This window comes from Microbacterium sp. As-52 (assembly GCF_049949185.1).
Lineage (GTDB): Bacteria > Actinomycetota > Actinomycetes > Actinomycetales > Microbacteriaceae > Microbacterium > Microbacterium maritypicum_A.
In genome coordinates, this window is the sequence record NZ_CP188171.1 from 168,286 (window position 1) to 184,873 (window position 16,588).

General features: G+C 64.8%; 19 protein-coding genes and 1 pseudogene. 14 read left to right on the forward strand and 6 right to left on the reverse strand.

Translation table 11 applies throughout. The features are described 5' to 3' along the window. Positions 1-36 precede the first annotated feature (36 nt). Positions 37-576 carry an alkaline phosphatase family protein gene (locus ACLFA2_RS00805; RefSeq protein WP_426621864.1) on the reverse strand — a complete coding sequence of 180 codons (540 nt, stop codon included), beginning with the start codon at positions 574-576 and terminating at the stop codon, positions 37-39. A gap of 109 nt (positions 577-685) precedes the next feature. Here ACLFA2_RS00805 and ACLFA2_RS00810 point away from each other — a divergent pair, with 109 nt between their 5' ends. Continuing rightward, positions 686-1,003, forward strand: coding sequence for a helix-turn-helix domain-containing protein (locus ACLFA2_RS00810; RefSeq protein ID WP_195692783.1), 318 nt, complete (start codon positions 686-688; stop codon positions 1,001-1,003). After that, positions 1,000-1,950, forward strand: coding sequence for an integrase core domain-containing protein (locus ACLFA2_RS00815; RefSeq protein ID WP_195692784.1), 951 nt, complete (start codon positions 1,000-1,002; stop codon positions 1,948-1,950). The genes ACLFA2_RS00810 and ACLFA2_RS00815 overlap by 4 nt, the downstream gene beginning before the upstream one ends. Here ACLFA2_RS00815 and ACLFA2_RS00820 read toward each other — a convergent pair. Then, positions 1,848-2,468 (reverse strand): alkaline phosphatase family protein, encoded by a 621-nt coding sequence (locus tag ACLFA2_RS00820; RefSeq protein WP_426621865.1) that lies wholly within the window; start codon positions 2,466-2,468, stop codon positions 1,848-1,850. The two genes, ACLFA2_RS00815 and ACLFA2_RS00820, sit on opposite strands and share 103 nt — an antisense overlap. Before the next feature lie 106 nt (positions 2,469-2,574). Between ACLFA2_RS00820 and ACLFA2_RS00825 the strand changes: the two genes are divergently transcribed. The 10 genes and pseudogenes from ACLFA2_RS00825 to ACLFA2_RS00870 all read left to right on the forward strand — a co-directional run bounded on the left by ACLFA2_RS00825 (position 2,575) and on the right by ACLFA2_RS00870 (position 12,538). Next, on the forward strand, positions 2,575-3,312 hold the full coding sequence (locus ACLFA2_RS00825) for an ABC transporter ATP-binding protein (protein ID WP_363498363.1): 738 nt from the start codon (positions 2,575-2,577) through the stop codon (positions 3,310-3,312). Continuing rightward, positions 3,309-4,208, forward strand: a complete 900-nt coding sequence (locus ACLFA2_RS00830) for an ABC transporter permease (protein ID WP_363498366.1) — start codon at positions 3,309-3,311, stop codon at positions 4,206-4,208. Before ACLFA2_RS00825 ends, ACLFA2_RS00830 begins: the two co-directional genes overlap by 4 nt. Next, on the forward strand, positions 4,201-5,172 hold the full coding sequence (locus ACLFA2_RS00835) for an ABC transporter permease (protein WP_363498369.1): 972 nt from the start codon (positions 4,201-4,203) through the stop codon (positions 5,170-5,172). The genes ACLFA2_RS00830 and ACLFA2_RS00835 overlap by 8 nt, the downstream gene beginning before the upstream one ends. Further along, positions 5,169-5,744: a hypothetical protein gene (locus ACLFA2_RS00840; protein WP_363498372.1), complete on the forward strand. Its 576-nt coding sequence runs from the start codon at positions 5,169-5,171 to the stop codon at positions 5,742-5,744. The genes ACLFA2_RS00835 and ACLFA2_RS00840 overlap by 4 nt, the downstream gene beginning before the upstream one ends. A gap of 33 nt (positions 5,745-5,777) precedes the next feature. Beyond that, entirely contained in the window at positions 5,778-6,458 is a 681-nt protein-coding gene (locus tag ACLFA2_RS00845; RefSeq protein ID WP_363498375.1) for a response regulator transcription factor, read from the forward strand. Beyond that, the gene (locus tag ACLFA2_RS00850) at positions 6,455-7,414 is read left to right on the forward strand and encodes a sensor histidine kinase (protein ID WP_426621866.1); all 960 of its coding nucleotides are present in this window, start codon (positions 6,455-6,457) and stop codon (positions 7,412-7,414) included. The genes ACLFA2_RS00845 and ACLFA2_RS00850 overlap by 4 nt, the downstream gene beginning before the upstream one ends. Positions 7,415-7,559: 145 nt before the next feature. Then, positions 7,560-7,718: a hypothetical protein gene (locus ACLFA2_RS00855; RefSeq protein ID WP_363498381.1), complete on the forward strand. Its 159-nt coding sequence runs from the start codon at positions 7,560-7,562 to the stop codon at positions 7,716-7,718. Positions 7,719-7,779: 61 nt separating this feature from the next. After that, on the forward strand, positions 7,780-10,293 hold the full coding sequence (locus ACLFA2_RS00860) for a CDP-glycerol glycerophosphotransferase family protein (RefSeq protein WP_426621867.1): 2,514 nt from the start codon (positions 7,780-7,782) through the stop codon (positions 10,291-10,293). Between the two features lie 160 nt (positions 10,294-10,453). Beyond that, entirely contained in the window at positions 10,454-10,963 is a 510-nt protein-coding gene (locus ACLFA2_RS00865; protein WP_363498390.1) for a PepSY domain-containing protein, read from the forward strand. A gap of 395 nt (positions 10,964-11,358) precedes the next feature. Next, a pseudogene (locus ACLFA2_RS00870) lies at positions 11,359-12,538 on the forward strand (IS3 family transposase). A 235-nt stretch (positions 12,539-12,773) separates the two neighbouring features. On the opposite strand, the gene ACLFA2_RS00875 reads toward ACLFA2_RS00870, so the two are convergent. The 4 genes from ACLFA2_RS00875 to ACLFA2_RS00890 form a co-directional block, all read right to left on the reverse strand. Next, a complete protein-coding gene (locus ACLFA2_RS00875; protein ID WP_363498399.1) occupies positions 12,774-12,965 on the reverse strand; it encodes a hypothetical protein in 192 nt (63 codons plus the stop codon). 100 nt (positions 12,966-13,065) lie between these two features. Continuing rightward, positions 13,066-13,431, reverse strand: a complete 366-nt coding sequence (locus ACLFA2_RS00880; RefSeq protein ID WP_426621868.1) for a hypothetical protein — start codon at positions 13,429-13,431, stop codon at positions 13,066-13,068. 57 nt (positions 13,432-13,488) lie between these two features. Beyond that, positions 13,489-14,769, reverse strand: a complete 1,281-nt coding sequence (locus tag ACLFA2_RS00885; protein WP_363498405.1) for an MFS transporter — start codon at positions 14,767-14,769, stop codon at positions 13,489-13,491. After that, on the reverse strand, positions 14,769-15,140 hold the full coding sequence (locus tag ACLFA2_RS00890) for an ArsR/SmtB family transcription factor (protein WP_363498408.1): 372 nt from the start codon (positions 15,138-15,140) through the stop codon (positions 14,769-14,771). The genes ACLFA2_RS00885 and ACLFA2_RS00890 overlap by 1 nt, the downstream gene beginning before the upstream one ends. A 161-nt stretch (positions 15,141-15,301) precedes the next feature. Between ACLFA2_RS00890 and lgt the strand changes: the two genes are divergently transcribed. Together lgt and ACLFA2_RS00900 are read left to right on the forward strand one after the other, a co-directional pair. Then, a complete protein-coding gene (gene lgt / locus ACLFA2_RS00895) occupies positions 15,302-16,204 on the forward strand; it encodes a prolipoprotein diacylglyceryl transferase (RefSeq protein ID WP_426621869.1) in 903 nt (300 codons plus the stop codon). Further along, positions 16,201-16,569 (forward strand): hypothetical protein, encoded by a 369-nt coding sequence (locus ACLFA2_RS00900; RefSeq protein ID WP_426621870.1) that lies wholly within the window; start codon positions 16,201-16,203, stop codon positions 16,567-16,569. The genes lgt and ACLFA2_RS00900 overlap by 4 nt, the downstream gene beginning before the upstream one ends. Positions 16,570-16,588 lie beyond the last annotated feature (19 nt).

Sequence of the window (16,588 nt, forward strand, 5' to 3'; positions counted from 1 at the left end):
CCGCGGACAACAGGACGACTCTCATAACGACTGGACCTACGAAACGGGGTCAGCCCAGGGGTGCATGTCGTTGTGGTTGAAGATCATGCGCGGTTCGATGAACGCGTAAGACGGAAGTGTCCCGTTTGCGACGTCGAGGTAGAACTGCTCCATCGTGCGGAAGTTGGTCTTCCAGTACTTCTGGGTGGCGTTGGCGTGGAGGACCCCGGTGAGGGAGACCAGTTGCGCGGCGTCGTAGTAGACCCGCCAGGACAGTCCCTCGTCTTGGAGCCGGTTGAAGATCGTGGGTGCTGATACGGCGCCGTCGAACCATTTACCGTAGTCGCCGCCGCCCCGGTTGGTGACGAACCCGTTGGACGTGCCGGCGTGGAAGAAGGACCGGTTGCAGAACGTTTGCGAGGGCACCGCCGCGTACCAGTGATCGAACACCGCGAAGTTCTTGGCGAGCGTGGAGAACACCGGCAGCATGTCGGGTGAGAATCCGCCCATCGCGACCGCGTACTCGTCCGGGGTGGGCGGCACACCTCCGGAGAGTCGCTGGAAGTTGGTGATGTAGTCCTGCACGAACCCCGCCATCGTCGGGGTAGCCCCCTTGGGCGGGGCGTTGTACGGGGTGTCGCGCGTCAGAATGTTTGGCAGGGGTAGTTAGTTGCTGATGCAACGCCCCAGCTGAGAGGTCTGAAGCATGAGTCGTCCCCCGACGATCCCGGTAGAGAAGAAGCTCCGCATCGTGTTGTCCGTGTTGCAAGGCGAGATCACGATCGCCGAAGCCGCCCGCCGCGAGAAGGTGTCCGAGCAAGCGATCGGGAACTGGAAGCGCCAGTTCCTCGAGGGCGGCAAGGCCGGCATCGAGGCGGGCAAGTCCAAACCCTCGACCCGGGAGCAGCAGCTCGAGGATGAGGTCGCGGAGTTGACGCAGGCCCTCGGTGAGGCGGCGGTCGAGATCCGGGTGTGGAAGAAGAGCGCGGAGGGCCGGCTGGGCCCTTCGAGGACCTCGAGGTGATCCGTTTGGAGGCGGGCATGCCGACGTCGAGGTTCTGCAAGCTGACGGGCGTGCCCGAGCGTTCGTATCGCCGCTGGCAGGCCAAAGCGAGAGCGGATCGCCCGCCGAAGGGTCCGTGGCCGCAGCCCGCGCGGGACGCGGCCAGGCCGCTCGCGACCAAGCACGCGCTGGCGCATCCGGCGTGGGGTCATCGGAAGATCTGGGCGATGACCCGCCACGACGGGCACCGGGTGTCGCAGGCGACCGTGCTGCGCCTGCTGCGCGATGACGGGCTGATCCTGCCGTCGGAGTATCAGAAGCAGCGCCGTGAGCTCGCGAGAGACCGTAAGGCGGCGTTCGCGAGGAACCCGACGGGCCCGAACCAGGTGTGGCAGCTGGACTTCAGCGAGTTCGAGACCACCCAGGGTGGGACGTGGCGGATCGCGGGGTGCCGGGATTGGTTCTCCAAGGTCGAGCACCCCTTCCATACCTCGCCCACGGCGAACCAGCATGACGCGATCGCCGCCGTCGAGCTCGCCCTGACCGACTACGAGCGCATGTTCGGGCACCCCCTCGTTGATCAGTGTCAGGTCGACCCGGAGACCGGCGAGCTGCTGCCGGTCGTGACCCTCGTGACTGACAATGGTGGCCCGTTCCGGTCGATGAACTTCGAGTTGTTCATCTTGCGTCACCCCGAGCTGCGGCACGTCCGCACTCGGGTGAAATCGCCCGGGCAGAACGGGTCACGCGAACGCGGGTTCGGGACGCTGAAGTACGAGCGGCTGTTCCTCGACGAGATCCCCGACGCGATGACGCTCGTCGAACGCGCTGAGGACTACCGGATCGAATACAACGAGATCCGTCCTCACGAGGCGATCGCCTGGAACCGGCCGATGGACGTGCACCTGGGCCTTGCCGACCCCACCATCCCCAACTTCGAAAGAGAAGAAATCCTGCCAAATACTTGACGCGGGACAGGGGCGCTCATCCGGTTCGCGGTCAGGTCCGCGTTGGAGGGCGGGTCTACGGTGCCGAACAGCTGCGTGTTGACGTGCGGGTACGCTTCGCCCGGGTCGGGGATCGGACTGGACATGATCCTGTCGGTCGGTCCGGTGTACACGTGGGCGGGTACGACCTCGTTGCCGCCGGGAACGGGGTTGCTGTAGGTGCCCTGATGCAGGCCGGCGAAGCGGGCACCGGCGGGCACCTCGTTTAGTGGGTAGAGCCAGCCGAGGATGTTGTCGAAGGACCGGTTCTCGAACATCACCACGATCAGGTGGTCGAAGGCCTGAGCCGGGCTTGCGGTCGGCGGAGGAAACGTGGGTACGGGGAGAGCGGTTAGCCGGTTGTACACCGCCACACCCCCCAGCCCGATGCCGGCAGCGCCGGCAGCGGCGACACCGAGGCAGCGGATGAAGGACCGTCGTGACGGTGTGGCGGACGCTGTCGCAGGCCGTTCGGGCTCAGATGGTGCGGGTGTGTCCATCCGCCGCCTCCTGTCCCGCCGCTGACCCTCAGGGTACGGGTGCCGGCGACGACGGCCCAATGCGCTCTCATCCTGGTCTCACAATCGCAGGCCTAACGTCACCGTCATGAGAGATTCAGCAATCACCCTGACCCGGCTCAGCCGCATGTTCGGGGACACACCTGCCGTCACCGATGTGAGTGTAGAGATCCCGGCCGGGGAGATTTTCGGGCTGCTCGGCCACAACGGCGCAGGCAAAACGACCACGGTCAACATGCTGACCACCTTGCTGCCCCCCACGTCGGGAGACGCCCGAGTCGCAGGCAAGAGCATCACCAGGGATGCGGCCGCCGTGCGTAGCCTGATCGGCTACCTGCCCGAGAACGTGCAGTTCTACGACAACCTCACGCTCATGGAGAACCTCCGCTTCTTCGGCCGGCTGTCCGGCATGAGGCGGCCGGACGCGCGGATCGCGGACGTCCTGAAGTTCCTAGATTTCACGGGGCACGAGCGTCAAAGGCTGGGCACGTTCAGCAAGGGCATGCGGCAACGGGTCGGGATCGCGCAGGCGATCCTGCACGCCCCGACCGTGCTGTTCCTGGATGAGCCCACCTCGGGGCTGGACCCGGAAGGTGTCCGCACCCTGCGGGAGACGATCGTGCGCCTCAACAGAGAGCTCGGGATGACGGTGTTCATGAACACCCACCTGCTGTCGGAGGTGTCCCGCACGTGCACCAGCATCGGCATCCTCAACCAAGGCCGCCTGGTGCACCACGACACCGTCACCGGCACCCTGGCGGCATACCCGCAGGAACAGTCGTTGGAGGAGATCTTCTTCCAGCTCGAGCGGGCCGGAACGCCATGAACATCGTCTGGACGAGCGCCCGGCATGAAGTGCTGAGCATCACCCGCGCTCGCGTGGCACAACTGCTGCTGGTGGTGTTCGTGGGCATGGTGTCGGTGTCTTCGGTGATCGGCTGGATCACCACCCGCACCGTCACCGCCGTCTACGAGGGCATCCTCGCCGCGGGCCTGACCGCCGCCGCAAATCCCTTCACCGACGTCGCCCCCCTGTATTACGCCCGTAACTCGGCGATCTACGTGGTGTTGATCGGATGCCTGATGGCCATCGTCCTCGGCGCACAGGCCACCCTCCGTGACCGCAAACAGGGCACCGCGACGCTGGTGCTCAGCCGCCCCCTCACCGTGCGCGCCCGTCTCCTCGGCCAGCTGGCTGGGATCGGGTTGGTGCTCGCGGTCGTGCTGCTGGTCAGCACGCTGATCAGCTGGATCTCGATCGCCGTGATCACCGGGAGCCCCCTGAGCGCGGATCTGACCGCCCGGCTGCTCGGATTCGCAGGAGTGTCGTGGTTGCTGCTGACGTTCTTCGCGATCATCGGGATGCTCTCCGGTCTATTTGCGCGGCGCGAGAGCACCGCCTTCCTGGTCCCGTTCGTGGTGTGGAGCGGCATCGCGTTCGTGCTCCCGCAACTGGGCACGGCAGCTCGCCCCGTCGCCCTGTTGAATCCTGTTCCGGCCGTCCCCGTCGCAGGGGACGCCTTCTCCGCACTGTCGTCGTTGACCAGCCCGCTGGCCATCACCGAGCAGTTCAAGACGACCGCGAGCGTGCTTCTCCAAAACGACCTGGTCACCGGCAGTGCTGGCGCCGGTGTCCTCGCAGTCACGGTCTTCCTGGTCGCCGGTGTGATCGCGATCGCCGTGATCCCAAGACGAAAGATTCGGAGTTCCCTCCATGACTGACATCGCCACGGTGGCGCGCAAAGAGATCCTCGAACTGCGCCGCGACCGCCTCTTCCTCATCCTGATCGGCTTCCTCGCCGTCGTCACCGTGATCTCCGTCGCGGTCGGCGCCGCGGACTTCCGCGCCCAACTCGACGCGTACAACATCTACGTCGCCGAGGTCACCGCCAGCGGCTCCGGTGTCACCCCCGCGGCCCCGCAGCTGTTCCCGTTGCAGCTGCTCCGCGGCGGGATCGAATACCTGGAGATCCTCGGTGCGCTGTTCGCGATCGTCCTCGGTTACGCCACGGTCGCCAAAGAGAAGCACCGCGGCACCCTGCCGCTGCTGCTCAGCCGCCCCATACAGCGTTTCGCCCTGGCCGGCGGCAAGATCGCTGCCCTCGCCGCCGTCTGGGGGGTTGTCGTTCTGGCCCTGGCCGTCGTATCGGCCATCGCGGTCACCACGATCGGCGGGGGAACTCTCGGGGGAACGGACCTGGTTCGACTCGCTCTGAGCTGCGGGTTCGCGTGGCTGTACCTGGTGTTCTGGTCGGCTATCGCGATCACCGTCACAGTGCTCACCCGGCAGCTCAGCGCCGGGCTGATCATCAGCCTGGTGATCTGGCTGGCGTTCGTGCTGGTTATCCCTCAGATCGGCGACACCATGGACCCCGACAACCAGGTCCCCGGCGGCCTGTTCGCCGCGTTGCAGATCCAGAAGCCCGACGAGCTCGCCGTCCTTGCCCAGTTCGCCGGGTTCGACGGGATCCGCAACGGCCTGGAAGTGTCCTCGGTCACCAAGCACTTCGAACGGATCTCGTTCGCGTTCTTGGGCATCAAAGACCAGTACAACCAGCAACCGCTGTCCCTGGTGTGGGTGGCGATGCTGCCCTACATCCTGACCCTCACGGCCGCGACCCTCGCCTCCGTGATCATCGCCGGCGCCGTCACCACCCGCCGCACACTGCAAAGGAAAGAATCATGAACAAGAAAACCCTCATCCCGCTCGTGGCCGGACTGGCGCTGACGGCCGGCATCCTCGCCGGGTGCCAAACCACCACCTCGACCACGCCGCCGGCCCCGGCGGGCTCGGTGAGCGCCGCGCCCGCGAGCGGGACAGTGCTGCCGGTCGCGTCGAATCCGATCAGCAACACCAGCACCGCTCCAGGTCTGAGCATCACCGCGGCGGCCGTGGAAGATCTTGTCGACCCGGCAACAGGCAAGGCGATGGATGACCGCCTGCAGATCACGCTGGCCAACAGTACGAGCAGTCCCTTGACGAACGTCGAGATCTACTATCAGATGACCGACGTCACCACCCAGCAGTCCGAGGGGTACTACACGGCGCTTGCCGGTGTGACCATCCCCGCGCAGGGCGAGACGACCGTGTACTTCGACAACGGCACCGAGCCGGGGCACTTCCCGGAGAACATGTTCAGCTTGTACCGCACCTCCACCAACCAGGTAGATTTCGCCATCCAGGCCAGCGCCGACGGTGTCCAGGTCGCGAACGCCACCGCATCGAAAGGGGCCGGAACCGGTGAACAGCCCGACTGACGAACACCCGCACCAGCGGCCGGGGGGTGTGCGGTGAGGATCCTCGTCGTCGAAGACGACCTCGCGATCGGCGACGTCATCCGCCGCACCCTCTCCGAAACCGGGTACTCGGTCACGGTTGCCGCCACTGCGCCGGCCGGGATCGAAGCTTTCGAGATCGACACGTACGACCTGGTCATCCTCGACCTGATGCTGCCCGGTCTCGCGGACGGCGGGATGGGCGTGTGCCGCCGCATCCGGGAGATCAACCGCGACACTCCGGTGTTGATGCTGACCGCACTGGACTCGATGCGCTCCAAGGTCGCCGGGCTCGACGCGGGTGCCGATGACTACCTCGTGAAACCGTTCCACCTGGTGGAGTTGCTGGCCCGCACACGGGCGCTGCTGCGCCGTTCACCCCGGGCGCAGCCACCCGTGCTCACCGCGCAGGGTGTCACCCTGATCCCGTCCACCCAGACCGCGACCCGGGCGGGGCGCACCATCGACCTCACCCCGAAGGAGTACGCCGTCCTGGAGTACCTGATGCGCAACGCGGGCACGATTATCAGCTCCACCGAACTGATCGACCACGCCTGGGACAGCAACTACGAGGGGTTCAGCAACGTCGTGCAGACCTACATCCGTTACCTCCGTCAGAAACTCACGCTCCCCGGTGAGCCCGACATCATCCAGACCCGCCGCGGCGCGGGCTACCTGATCGCCGCCGACGCGTGATCTTCCGCCGTGCGACGATCCGTCTGACCGTCGCCTACACCGTCATCCAACTGGCGATCTTCGCGATCTTCGCAATCGGCGTCTACACGTTCGTCACCGGAACCTTCGATTTCGACGCCGCGGAAAGTGACGGGGAAGGTGCCGTCAACGCCGCTGAGCAAGGATTCGCGCTGCTGCGGACCGTGCTGATCATCTTCTACGCGTGCCTGCTGATCGTGATTCCGCTGTCCAGCTGGCTGATGGCACGGTCCGCGTTGAAGCCGATCAGGGCGAGCTTCGAACGACAGCAGCAGTTCGTCGACGGGGCGTCGCATGAGATGCGCACCCCGCTCAGCATCATCCAAGGGGAACTCGAACTGGCGCTGACCCGTTCCCGCACGCCGGCCGAGTATCAGGCGGCGATCACCGTCGCCCTGGCCGCGACGGACGGAATCATCCGGTTGACCGATGACCTGTTGAAACTGTCCCGCACCAGCAAGGAGGAAATCTCGGACAGCTTCACCCTGATCGACCTGAACCAGCTCCTCCCGGACCTGGCAGACGCGGCCGCCGCGGCGGGCCGCCGCGCCGACATCCACGTCGCCCTGCACACCGTTGCTGAACCCCTCCGGGTGCGCGGATCAGCCGAACTCCTCTCCCGCGCGATTGGGAATGTCCTGGACAATGCGCTGAAGTTCAGTCGCCCCGGCGGCACGGTCGCCCTCAGCGCCAGCACCGAAGGTAGCGCCGCCGTGATCCGCGTGATGGACGATGGGGTCGGCATGACGCCGGCAGAGCTCGCGCACGCTTTCGACCGATTCTGGCGTGCCGAGACATCACGAACCACCCCCGGGCACGGATTGGGGCTGGCATTGACCCGGCAGATCATGCACGCGCACGACGGCACCATCACCCTCGCATCTCAGCCCGGCCAAGGCAGCACCATCACCCTCAGGCTGCCCACCGCTACGCGCTGACCGCACGGACGGGTTTGGCCACTCTCACGTTCATCTCACGGTGCCGTCCGTAGCCTGAAACCGGTTCAGGCGGACAGCCGATGTCGGCACGCTCGCCACCGCGCTCGTTCGTTGGCGCGAGACGCACAAATCGAGAGGAATCAGTATGGACTGGCGCGTTCTCCCGACAGGTGCGGTGGCCGCCTTCGTGATCGCCGCGACCTGGCGCGTCGTTGTCCTGCTGTCCGAGGTTGCCCAGCAGCAAGCCGACGCCGGTATGCTGGACGAGTCCGACGCCGCGTCAGAGCAGTGGGACCGCTGGTGAGTGGGAGCAGCGCGAAGCGAAGTGCCGTGGTGAGGGAACGCGCATCATGAGAGTGATACGGATGAAGCACCTTCCCTCTCGGGTGAGGCGTTTCGTGCACTCCCAAGTCCACGCCCACTGGCGAAACCAGCCGATTGAACCGGGGACAGTGCTCTACGAGTCCTTCTCCGGCAACGGCATGCTCTGCAACCCGGAAGCCATCTTCCGCGAGCTTTTGGCGACGCCCGATCTGGCCGGGCTCACACACATTTGGGTCCTGACGGACCTGCGCCAGTATGCCGCGACGGTCCGGGAGTTTGCGGGAGCGCGCAATGTGAGGTTCGTGCGCCACGGGTCTGCGTCCTATTACCGTGCCCTGGCCACGAGCGAATACCTGATCAACAACGCGACCTTCCCACCCCAATTCAGCAAGAGACCCGGCCAGATCTACCTCAACACGTGGCATGGCACCCCGTTGAAGCGCATGGGCTACGACATCGACCGCGGCGCCCTCGGTACAGCCAACATCATCAGGAACTTCGTTGCCGCTGACTATCTCGTGGCCGCCAACTCCTTCATGGCTGAACAGATGTATGAAACGGCGTACAAGCTCGACGGAATATTCCGCGGCCGGATCATCGAGGAAGGGTATCCGCGAATCGACCGTCAGATCCTCGATACCGACGGCGTTGCTGCTGGCCGAGCGCGACTCACGGCTGCCGGTATCCCGCTCGGTGATCGCACGATCGTGCTCTACGCCCCCACCTGGAAGGGCGCGTCCTTTGCGCGCCCCGAGGACAACATCGACCAGCTGCTCGATGACGTCGCCCGGATGACCGCACGGATCGACACCAGCAAGTACGTCGTGCTCCTCAAAACACACCAGGTCGTGGACGCCCTCGCCGCCGACCGACCCGGACTGTCCCGACTGCTCGTGCCCAACGACATCCCCACGAACGTTGTCTTGGGCCTCACCGGGGTGCTCGTCACGGACTATTCGAGCATCTTCTTTGACTTCCTGGCGACAGGACGCCCGATCCTCTTCTTCGCGCCAGATCTCGACGACTATTCAGGCACACGAGGTCTCTATTTTGAACCGAGCGAGTTGCCCGGTCCCGTGTGCCGGACTATCGACGAGCTGGTGGCAGAACTAGCCGGAATCCCCGCGACCGACCGCATCCCGGCTGAAGCGGCGGCACGTTATCGGGCCGGCCAGCAGCAGTTCTGCGGCCAGGAAGATGGCCGGGTGAGCGAGCGGATCATCGACATCGTCTTTCGCGGCAACAGTGTTGGCCACCACACCCGACGCGTACGTTCCCAGAGTCGCCCATCGCTTCTGATCTACCTGGGGGGGATGCGCTCGAACGGCATAACCACATCCGCCCTCAACCTGCTCAACAACATCGACCACTCCCGATTCGACGTATCTGCCTGCTTCAGCCAAGGCAAAACTCCCGCAGCGATCGAGAACCAACTGGCCATCAATCCCGCCGTGCGCCAGTTCCCACGCGTCGGCGGGCTAAACGGCTCTGCGATCCGTCAGCTGACCCGGCGTCTTCACTTTCGCCTGGGCAACACTCGTCGGCACCAGGTTGAGCCGCTTCAGAAAGCCCTGTGGGACGACGAGTGGACCCGCTGCTTCGGTGACAGCCGTTTCGACTATGTAGTCGACTTCAGCGGCTATGCCCCGTTCTGGGCGGTACTCCTGCTCCATGCCCCCGGATCGATGCGCTCAATCTGGCTCCACAACGACCTCGCCGCGGACGCGCACCGCGAAATCAGGGGAAAGAAGCCGATGTCGCGCAACCTCCATCAGGTATTCGACCTCTACGAGCAGTACGACCACCTCGTGTCCGTCTCACCCGCACTGAGCACAATCAACCGTCGCAAACTCGGCCAGCATGCCGGCCCGGCGAAGTTCGCCTTCGCGCTCAACACCGCAGACGCCCAGCGCCTCAAAACCTCGGCCGCTCAGGATCTGCGAGAGACGACCCGCGACTCGGAGACGGGGATCACCCCTGATTGGGTGGCGGACCTCCTCGCCGACGACAAAGTGGCCAACTTTGTCTCGGTGGGACGACTCTCCCCCGAGAAGAATCAGGCACGCCTCGTCCGCGCGTTCAGCATCGTCCACGACGCGACGCCGACGACGCGACTCGTGCTCGTGGGAGACGGTCCCCTCCGAGGGGAGTTGGAGTCCCTGATCGAAAAGCTCGGGTTGGAAGGGTGCGTCATTCTCGCCGGTGAACAGCCCAACCCGTTCCCCATCATTGCCGCATCAAACTGCTTCGTCCTGTCCAGTGACTACGAAGGGCAGCCCATGGTCCTCCTCGAGGCGCTGGTGCTCGGACTCCCGATCGTCACGGTCGAATTCGAGTCAGCGACCAACGCACTACCGCCTGGATTCGGAATGGTAGTGCCGCAGACCGACGAAGACCTCGCCAGAGGGCTCCATGCCTTCCTCGCCGGAGAGGTCCGGTCAGGCGCATTCGATCACGAGACCTACACCCGGCTGGCGCTCGAGCAGTTCTACACCGCGATCGGCGTGCCCGTCCCCACCCCGGTGCAGGACACACCGAGGACGACGGGTGACTGAATCACCTCCGCGATCTCCCAGGGCAATTCGGAGGCTCTCACGTTCATCTCACGACCACTTTCTTAGCCTGAATTCACGGTCAAGAACTCACTTGACCCGCAACGAAAGGCAGTCCGCAACCGCCGTTGTGGTGGTCAACGACACCGAGAAGGAGAACACCATGAAGACAACAGTCAAGCGGGCGATCGCCACCGGCACGCTCGTCACCGCACTGGCCCTGGGCGGCACCGGAGTGGCCGTCGCCACCACCGGTGGTGCGGCCACCCCGGCAGATTCGACCAGCAGCGAGCAGGACCCCAGCTACGTCGGAACCATCCCCGCGCCGAACGACGGCACGGCCGACGAAGCCGAGGGCGCCGAAGGCGCTGAGGGCACCGAGGGACCGGAGGGTGCGGAAGGTGCCGAGGGGGCGGATGACAGCGCTGCGGACGCCGCCGAGTCAACCGCGCTGGAGGGTCTCGCGACGGTGACGCCTGAGGAGGCGACCGCGGCCGCACTGAAGGCCGTCCCCGGGACCGCGGCGACCGCGCAGCTGGAGAACGAGAACGGCTTCGTTGTCTACGGCATCGAGGTCACCGCCGCCGACGGGACCGTCATCGACGTGAAGGTCGACGCCGGCGACGGATCGGTCCTCGCCCAGGATGCCGCAGACGCGGAGACCGCCGACTAGCCTCCCGGGTCGGCACGAGGGGGCAGATGCAGACGACCGCATCTGCCCCTTTCTGTGCCCAGATCCCAACGACCCTGGCCGCGCCCTGCCTACCTGTCTTTGCGCTCTGCGCGACGGGTAGACGGAGGGTTGCGCTCGGCACCCTCGCTGGGTGGCGGCGGGATTTCCGGGGTGGACTGTTCGGTCTTGGACTCCACCAGGGACAGAGCGAACAGTCCCGCGAGCAGGCCGAAGATGAGCGCTGCCGCAACGAGGTCTCCGAGCTGAAGCGGGAACAGATCAGCGTCGGTCGAAAGGACGAAGTACGTCTCAGCCAGCGCGAAGATGGGCGTGAGGAACGAACAGGTGACAACTGATCGTTAGTGCCGGGAGGCGCTGGCGGGGAGGATGTCATCATGCCTGGTCCTTATCCCAAAGAGTTCCGCGAAGACGTTGTCGCGGTCGCTCGTAGCCGCGAGAGCGGCGTCACCATTAAACAGATCGCCACCGATTTCGGTATCAGCGAAGCAACCCTGCAGAACTGGCTCCGCCAGGCCGATGTCGAAGACGGCAATCGACCTGGTCAGACCGCCGCGGACGCGGCAGAGGCTCGGGAGCTGAAGAAACGGATCCGGTTGCTGGAGCAGGAGAACGAGGTGCTCCGTCGCGCGGCGGCGTACCTATCGCAGGCGAACCTGCGTCTTGGCGGCTCCCCAAAATGACGTACCCGCTCGTTGCTGAGCTCGCCGAAGCGGGGATTCCCGTCACGGTGTCGTGTCGGGTTCTCAAGCTCGCAAGACAGCCCTATTACCGGTGGCGCAACGCCCCTGTCCGGGACGCGGACGTGCTCCGCGCGTATCGGATCAACGCGCTGCATGACGCGCATCACGACGACCCGACTTTCGGGTATCGATACCTTGCCGACGAAGCCCGTCGGGCGGGGTGGCGGATGAGTCTGCGGACGGCGTGGAAGCTGTGCTCGCAGGCCGGGATCCTCTCGTCCGCGCAGCGCCGGCGACGTGGGAAGGGCAAGAAGGCCGGCCCGCCGGTGTTCGACGATCACGTGCAGCGGGTGTTCCGTGCCGATGCCCCGAACCGGCTGTGGCTCACGGACATCACGGAGCATCGGACGAGCGAAGGAAAGCTGTACTGCTGCGCGATCAAGGATGTGTTCTCCAACCGCATCGTCGGCTACTCGATCAGCGACCGGATGACTGCGAAGCTCGCCATCGATGCCGTCCGCAACGCCGTCGCCCGTCGCGGTGAGGTCGCCGGGTGCATCCTGCACGCTGACCGGGGCAGCCAGTTCCGCAGCAGGGTGATGGCCCGCGAGCTGCGCCGTCATGACATGGTCGGATCGATGGGACGCGTCGGCGCAGCCGGAGACAACGCCGCCATGGAGAGTCGTTCTGGTCGCTGCTGCAGACGAACGTCCTCAACCAGCAGCGGTGGACGACCCGGCAGGAACTCCGGCTCGCGATTGTCGTGTGGATCGAGCGGAAGTATCACCGCCAGCGCGCCCAGGACACCCTCGGCGGCTTGACGCCCATCGAGTTCGAAGCCAAGCTAGCTGAGCCGCTCACACTGGCGGCCTAAACCGAAACTGTCACCTGTTCGTTCCTCACGCCCGATTGCTTGAAGATCACCTGCGCCACTGTGTGGCAGATGCCGCTCGTGCCGGCGGGGACATCGCCGAAGAGAAGGTGCGCGAAGCGTCTCAGGCGATCGCCCGCCTCGTGCGCTGAACCGCTCCAGAACGGGCAACGCCCAGACAGCACGAGAACTCGATCCCTTCCGCTGTTCTTATCGGTCTGGTGAGCCGTAGGACGGTTCAAGCCCTCGCGCGCCTGTACTCGAAAACACCGTCCCGGCCGTGCGCTTCAAGGAGGTCATAGAGCACGCCATCGTGATCGAGGATGGGCTTGGGTTGCCCGTCCGGCTGGAGCGGGCAGAGGACGGATTCGCCACGATCGGCCGCCGCTTCGTCGTCGTGCAGAACCGCGATATACGTTTCGATCGACATACCGCCACGCTACCTGTGGCCCTTCACTTTGTCCGCGCTCTTTGCCGTAGCGAGACCCCTACCGCAGCTGCGCGAGTTCAGAGTGTCGTGCTGCCCTGTCTCAGCCGAGTTCTTCGTCCAGTTCGCGACGATTCTGCCGAGTCGGGTGGAAGGTGTGGATGTCGACGAGAGCGGGGAGGCCGGTGAGACCGCCGGGGCCGGCCATCGTCTCGAGGATGTCGTCGGTGACCTCGGCGTCGTTTGCTTCTCCGACCCATACCGCTGACGCGCCAGCGCTTCTGCCGTCCGCATCCGGAATGATGACGATGACGTTGGAGTGTTCGCAGGCATCCAGACATCTGCTGACCGTGACCGCGACTTTCGTGCCGGCGGCGTTTCTGATCTCGCGCAACTGTGCGACGTGGTCAGTGCCGGGATGCTTACGCCTGCTGCCGCAGTCGCCGCCTCGGCACACCACCACGATCATCTGATCGTGGGATGTCACCTGCGCTCGTCGTTGCTTCTTCGCCATCTGAACACCGCCTCAGTCTCGCCTTCCAGTTGTGCCGGGCGTTCCGTTCTGCAGTGGCGACGCTTCAGCGAGATGCTCGGCGCGTTGCAGGTTCTTCGATCTGGCGAAAACAAGCGCGGAGGCGGCCGCCACGATGGCGATCAAGGCCAGGGCGAGCGCTGCACCGGAAAGGCTGGCAGCGCCGAGCCAGCCGGCGATCGGATACGTGATCAGGAAGCAGGCGTGGGAGAGCGCGAACTGAGCCGTGTAGACAAGGTTCCGATTCGCGGGTGTGGAGGCATCGGCGAGAAGCCGCGACGATGGCGTGTTCACCAGGGATGTGCCCATGCCCAGCAGCACCCAGGTGCCCAGTAGCGCGATCCAACCTGCCCCGGTCGTCCCAGAAACGACGGTGACGGCGACGGCGGCGAGCAGGCCGACGACGATGAGGATCGTTCCGATGATCATCGTGCGGATGACGCCGATCCTCTCGACCACCCAGGGGATGTTCAACGCGACCACGAGGGAACCGATGCCGTAACAGGCCAGTGCAAGCGCGAGGGCGGCGTCATCGAGATGGAAGACTCCGCGGGCGTACACCACGGAGTTCACGAGCACGATCGCGGTGCCGGCCGCGACGACGATGTTGGTGAGCATCAGGAACCGCAGCGTCGGAGTGCGCGCGAACACCTTCGCCCCCATAGGGAGCCGCTGCCAGAACGACATCACCGGCCCGTCATCTGACCGGACCGGCAGCCGGGAGAGCAACACGAGGCTCGCCGAGCACGCGAACCCGATCGCGGTGCCGACGAACAGGTTGTTGTAACTGACTACAGTCAGCAACGCTGCGGCGATCATGGGGCTCACCAGCGCCTCGAGGTCATATGCGAGCCGCGACAGTGACAGGGCACGCGTGTAGTCGTTCGGCTCGGGCAGAACCGAGGGAATCAGGGACTGAAACGCCGGGGTGAAAGTAGCAGACGCCGACTGCAGCACAAAGACCAGCACGTAGATCTGCCACGCTTCCGTGACAAACGGCAACATCAGCGCGATCACCAGCCGCACCAAGTCGGCCGTCACGAGCACCGCCTTCTTCGGCAACCGGTCAACGACCGCGGCGATCAGCGGCGCGACGCCGACATAGGCGACCATCTTGATCGTCAGCGCCGTGCCCAGCACGGATCCGGCCGCATCCCCGGCGATATCGAAAGCGAGCAGCCCCAAGGCAATCGTGAGAAGCCCCGTACCCAGCAGGGCGATCACCTGCGCGGAGAACAACTTCGCATAGGTGGTGTTGCGCAGAACGCGCAGCATCAGCGGAGGTTCTCCGGTGACGGGTGTTCGCCACGGTGGTGCGGGGGGTCGTTGCTCAACGAGTGCTGTGCCTGGAAGATCGCGTCCGCGACCAGCTGCCGGGCGTGCTCGTTCGCGAGCCGGTAGAAGACCTTCGTGCCCTCCTGCCTGGCCAGCACAATCCGCGCCAGGCGGAGCTTCGCGAGATGCTGCGAGACGGCGGCCGGGGACTTGTCGACGATGTCGGCGAGGTGGTTCACCGAAAGCTCCTCATCGCGAAGCGCGAGGATGATCCGCACCCGGGTGGCATCGGCAAGCATCGAGAACACCTCGGCGGCCAGCTCGACGTAACTGCTCTCAACCGACAACGAACACTTAGTATCTGCATGCATACGCGGATTATTGCATACTAGTCAGAGTCGAAGGGGGGACATATCGAGCCGGATCGCTGCACTCAGGGTCCGGACAGGACCGTGACGGAGCGATCAGTTGCTCACCGAAGAGAGGCGGGTGCGACCATGATGATGAGTAGAGGCATTCAGATCGATGCCAGATGAGGAACGACGATTTCGTGATGCTGTCGAGTATTCCTAGTCCGCCTCCTTCGTGGGCGCAGTTCGCTCTCGGTCCGCTGACGATTCACACCTACGCACTGTGCATCATCGCCGGAATCATCGCGGCAGTATTCATCACCCAGCGGCGCCTCGCGGCGCGAGGTGCCGAAAGCGGCGTCGTCATCGACATCGTCATCTGGGCCGTCCCCATCGGGATCATCGGAGCCCGGTTTTACCACGTGTTCACACACGTCGGCGACTACTTCTATCCCGGAGCTAACCTCGGGAACATCTTCGCCATCTGGGACGGGGGTAACGCCCTCTACGGTTCCCTGCTGGGCGGCGCGCTCGGCGCTTACATCGGATGCCGTCGCACCGGTATCCGTTTCTGGTCATTCGCCGACGCGCTCGCTCCCGCGATGCTCATAGCCCAATCGATGGGCCGAGTGGGCAACTACTTCAACCACGAGCTGTTCGGGATACCGACGACGCTGCCCTGGGGGCTCGAGATCCTCCCCACCGACACGATGTTCCCAGACGACCTCCCCGCGGGCACACTGTTCCACCCTCTCTTCCTGTACGAGATCATCTGGAACCTGATCGGCGTCGCGATCATCATTCTCCTCGAACGCAACTTTCGATTCCGGTGGGGACGAACGTTCGGCCTTTACCTCGTTTGGTACGGACTCGGGCGTAGCTGGCTCGAGGCCATCAGAATCGACCCGACCAGCGACGCCCTACTCGGGATTCCCGCGAACGTGTGGGCATCGTTCATTGTGGTCGCACTCGGAACCGCCCTGTTCATCATTCAGGGACGACGACACCCGGAAACAGAGCTCTCCGTATACCAGGAAGGACGCACCCCAACCGCAGCAAACGTGGGCTCTCCCGCGCGAACGTGATTTCGTGGACGCACCGTAGCCGCGGCGATGATTGGGTCGGCTTTCATACATGGTGTGGTCCGTGTAGTGAACATCAGGCGACGAAACGCCAGCGGATAGTTCCCCCCGGAATACTTCCTTCCGCCGACAAGACCGACGAGCTGATCCGGGAGTACGTCGCCGATGGCGGCAAGCCCGAGGACTGGTGGAAGTCGTGGGCCGGTGCCTACTCGGTCGCTCGCACGCAGGATGCGCCGATCGTGCGCGATCGCGGCGAGGGGCGGATCCTGGAGCTCGTGCGCTGGGACTGGCAGAAGCCGGCGAACCGTCCCAAGGGCGGACCGATCGTCAACGCGCGGATGGAGAAGGTGTGTATACCGAACTAAGCCTCTCTCCTATCGGTTC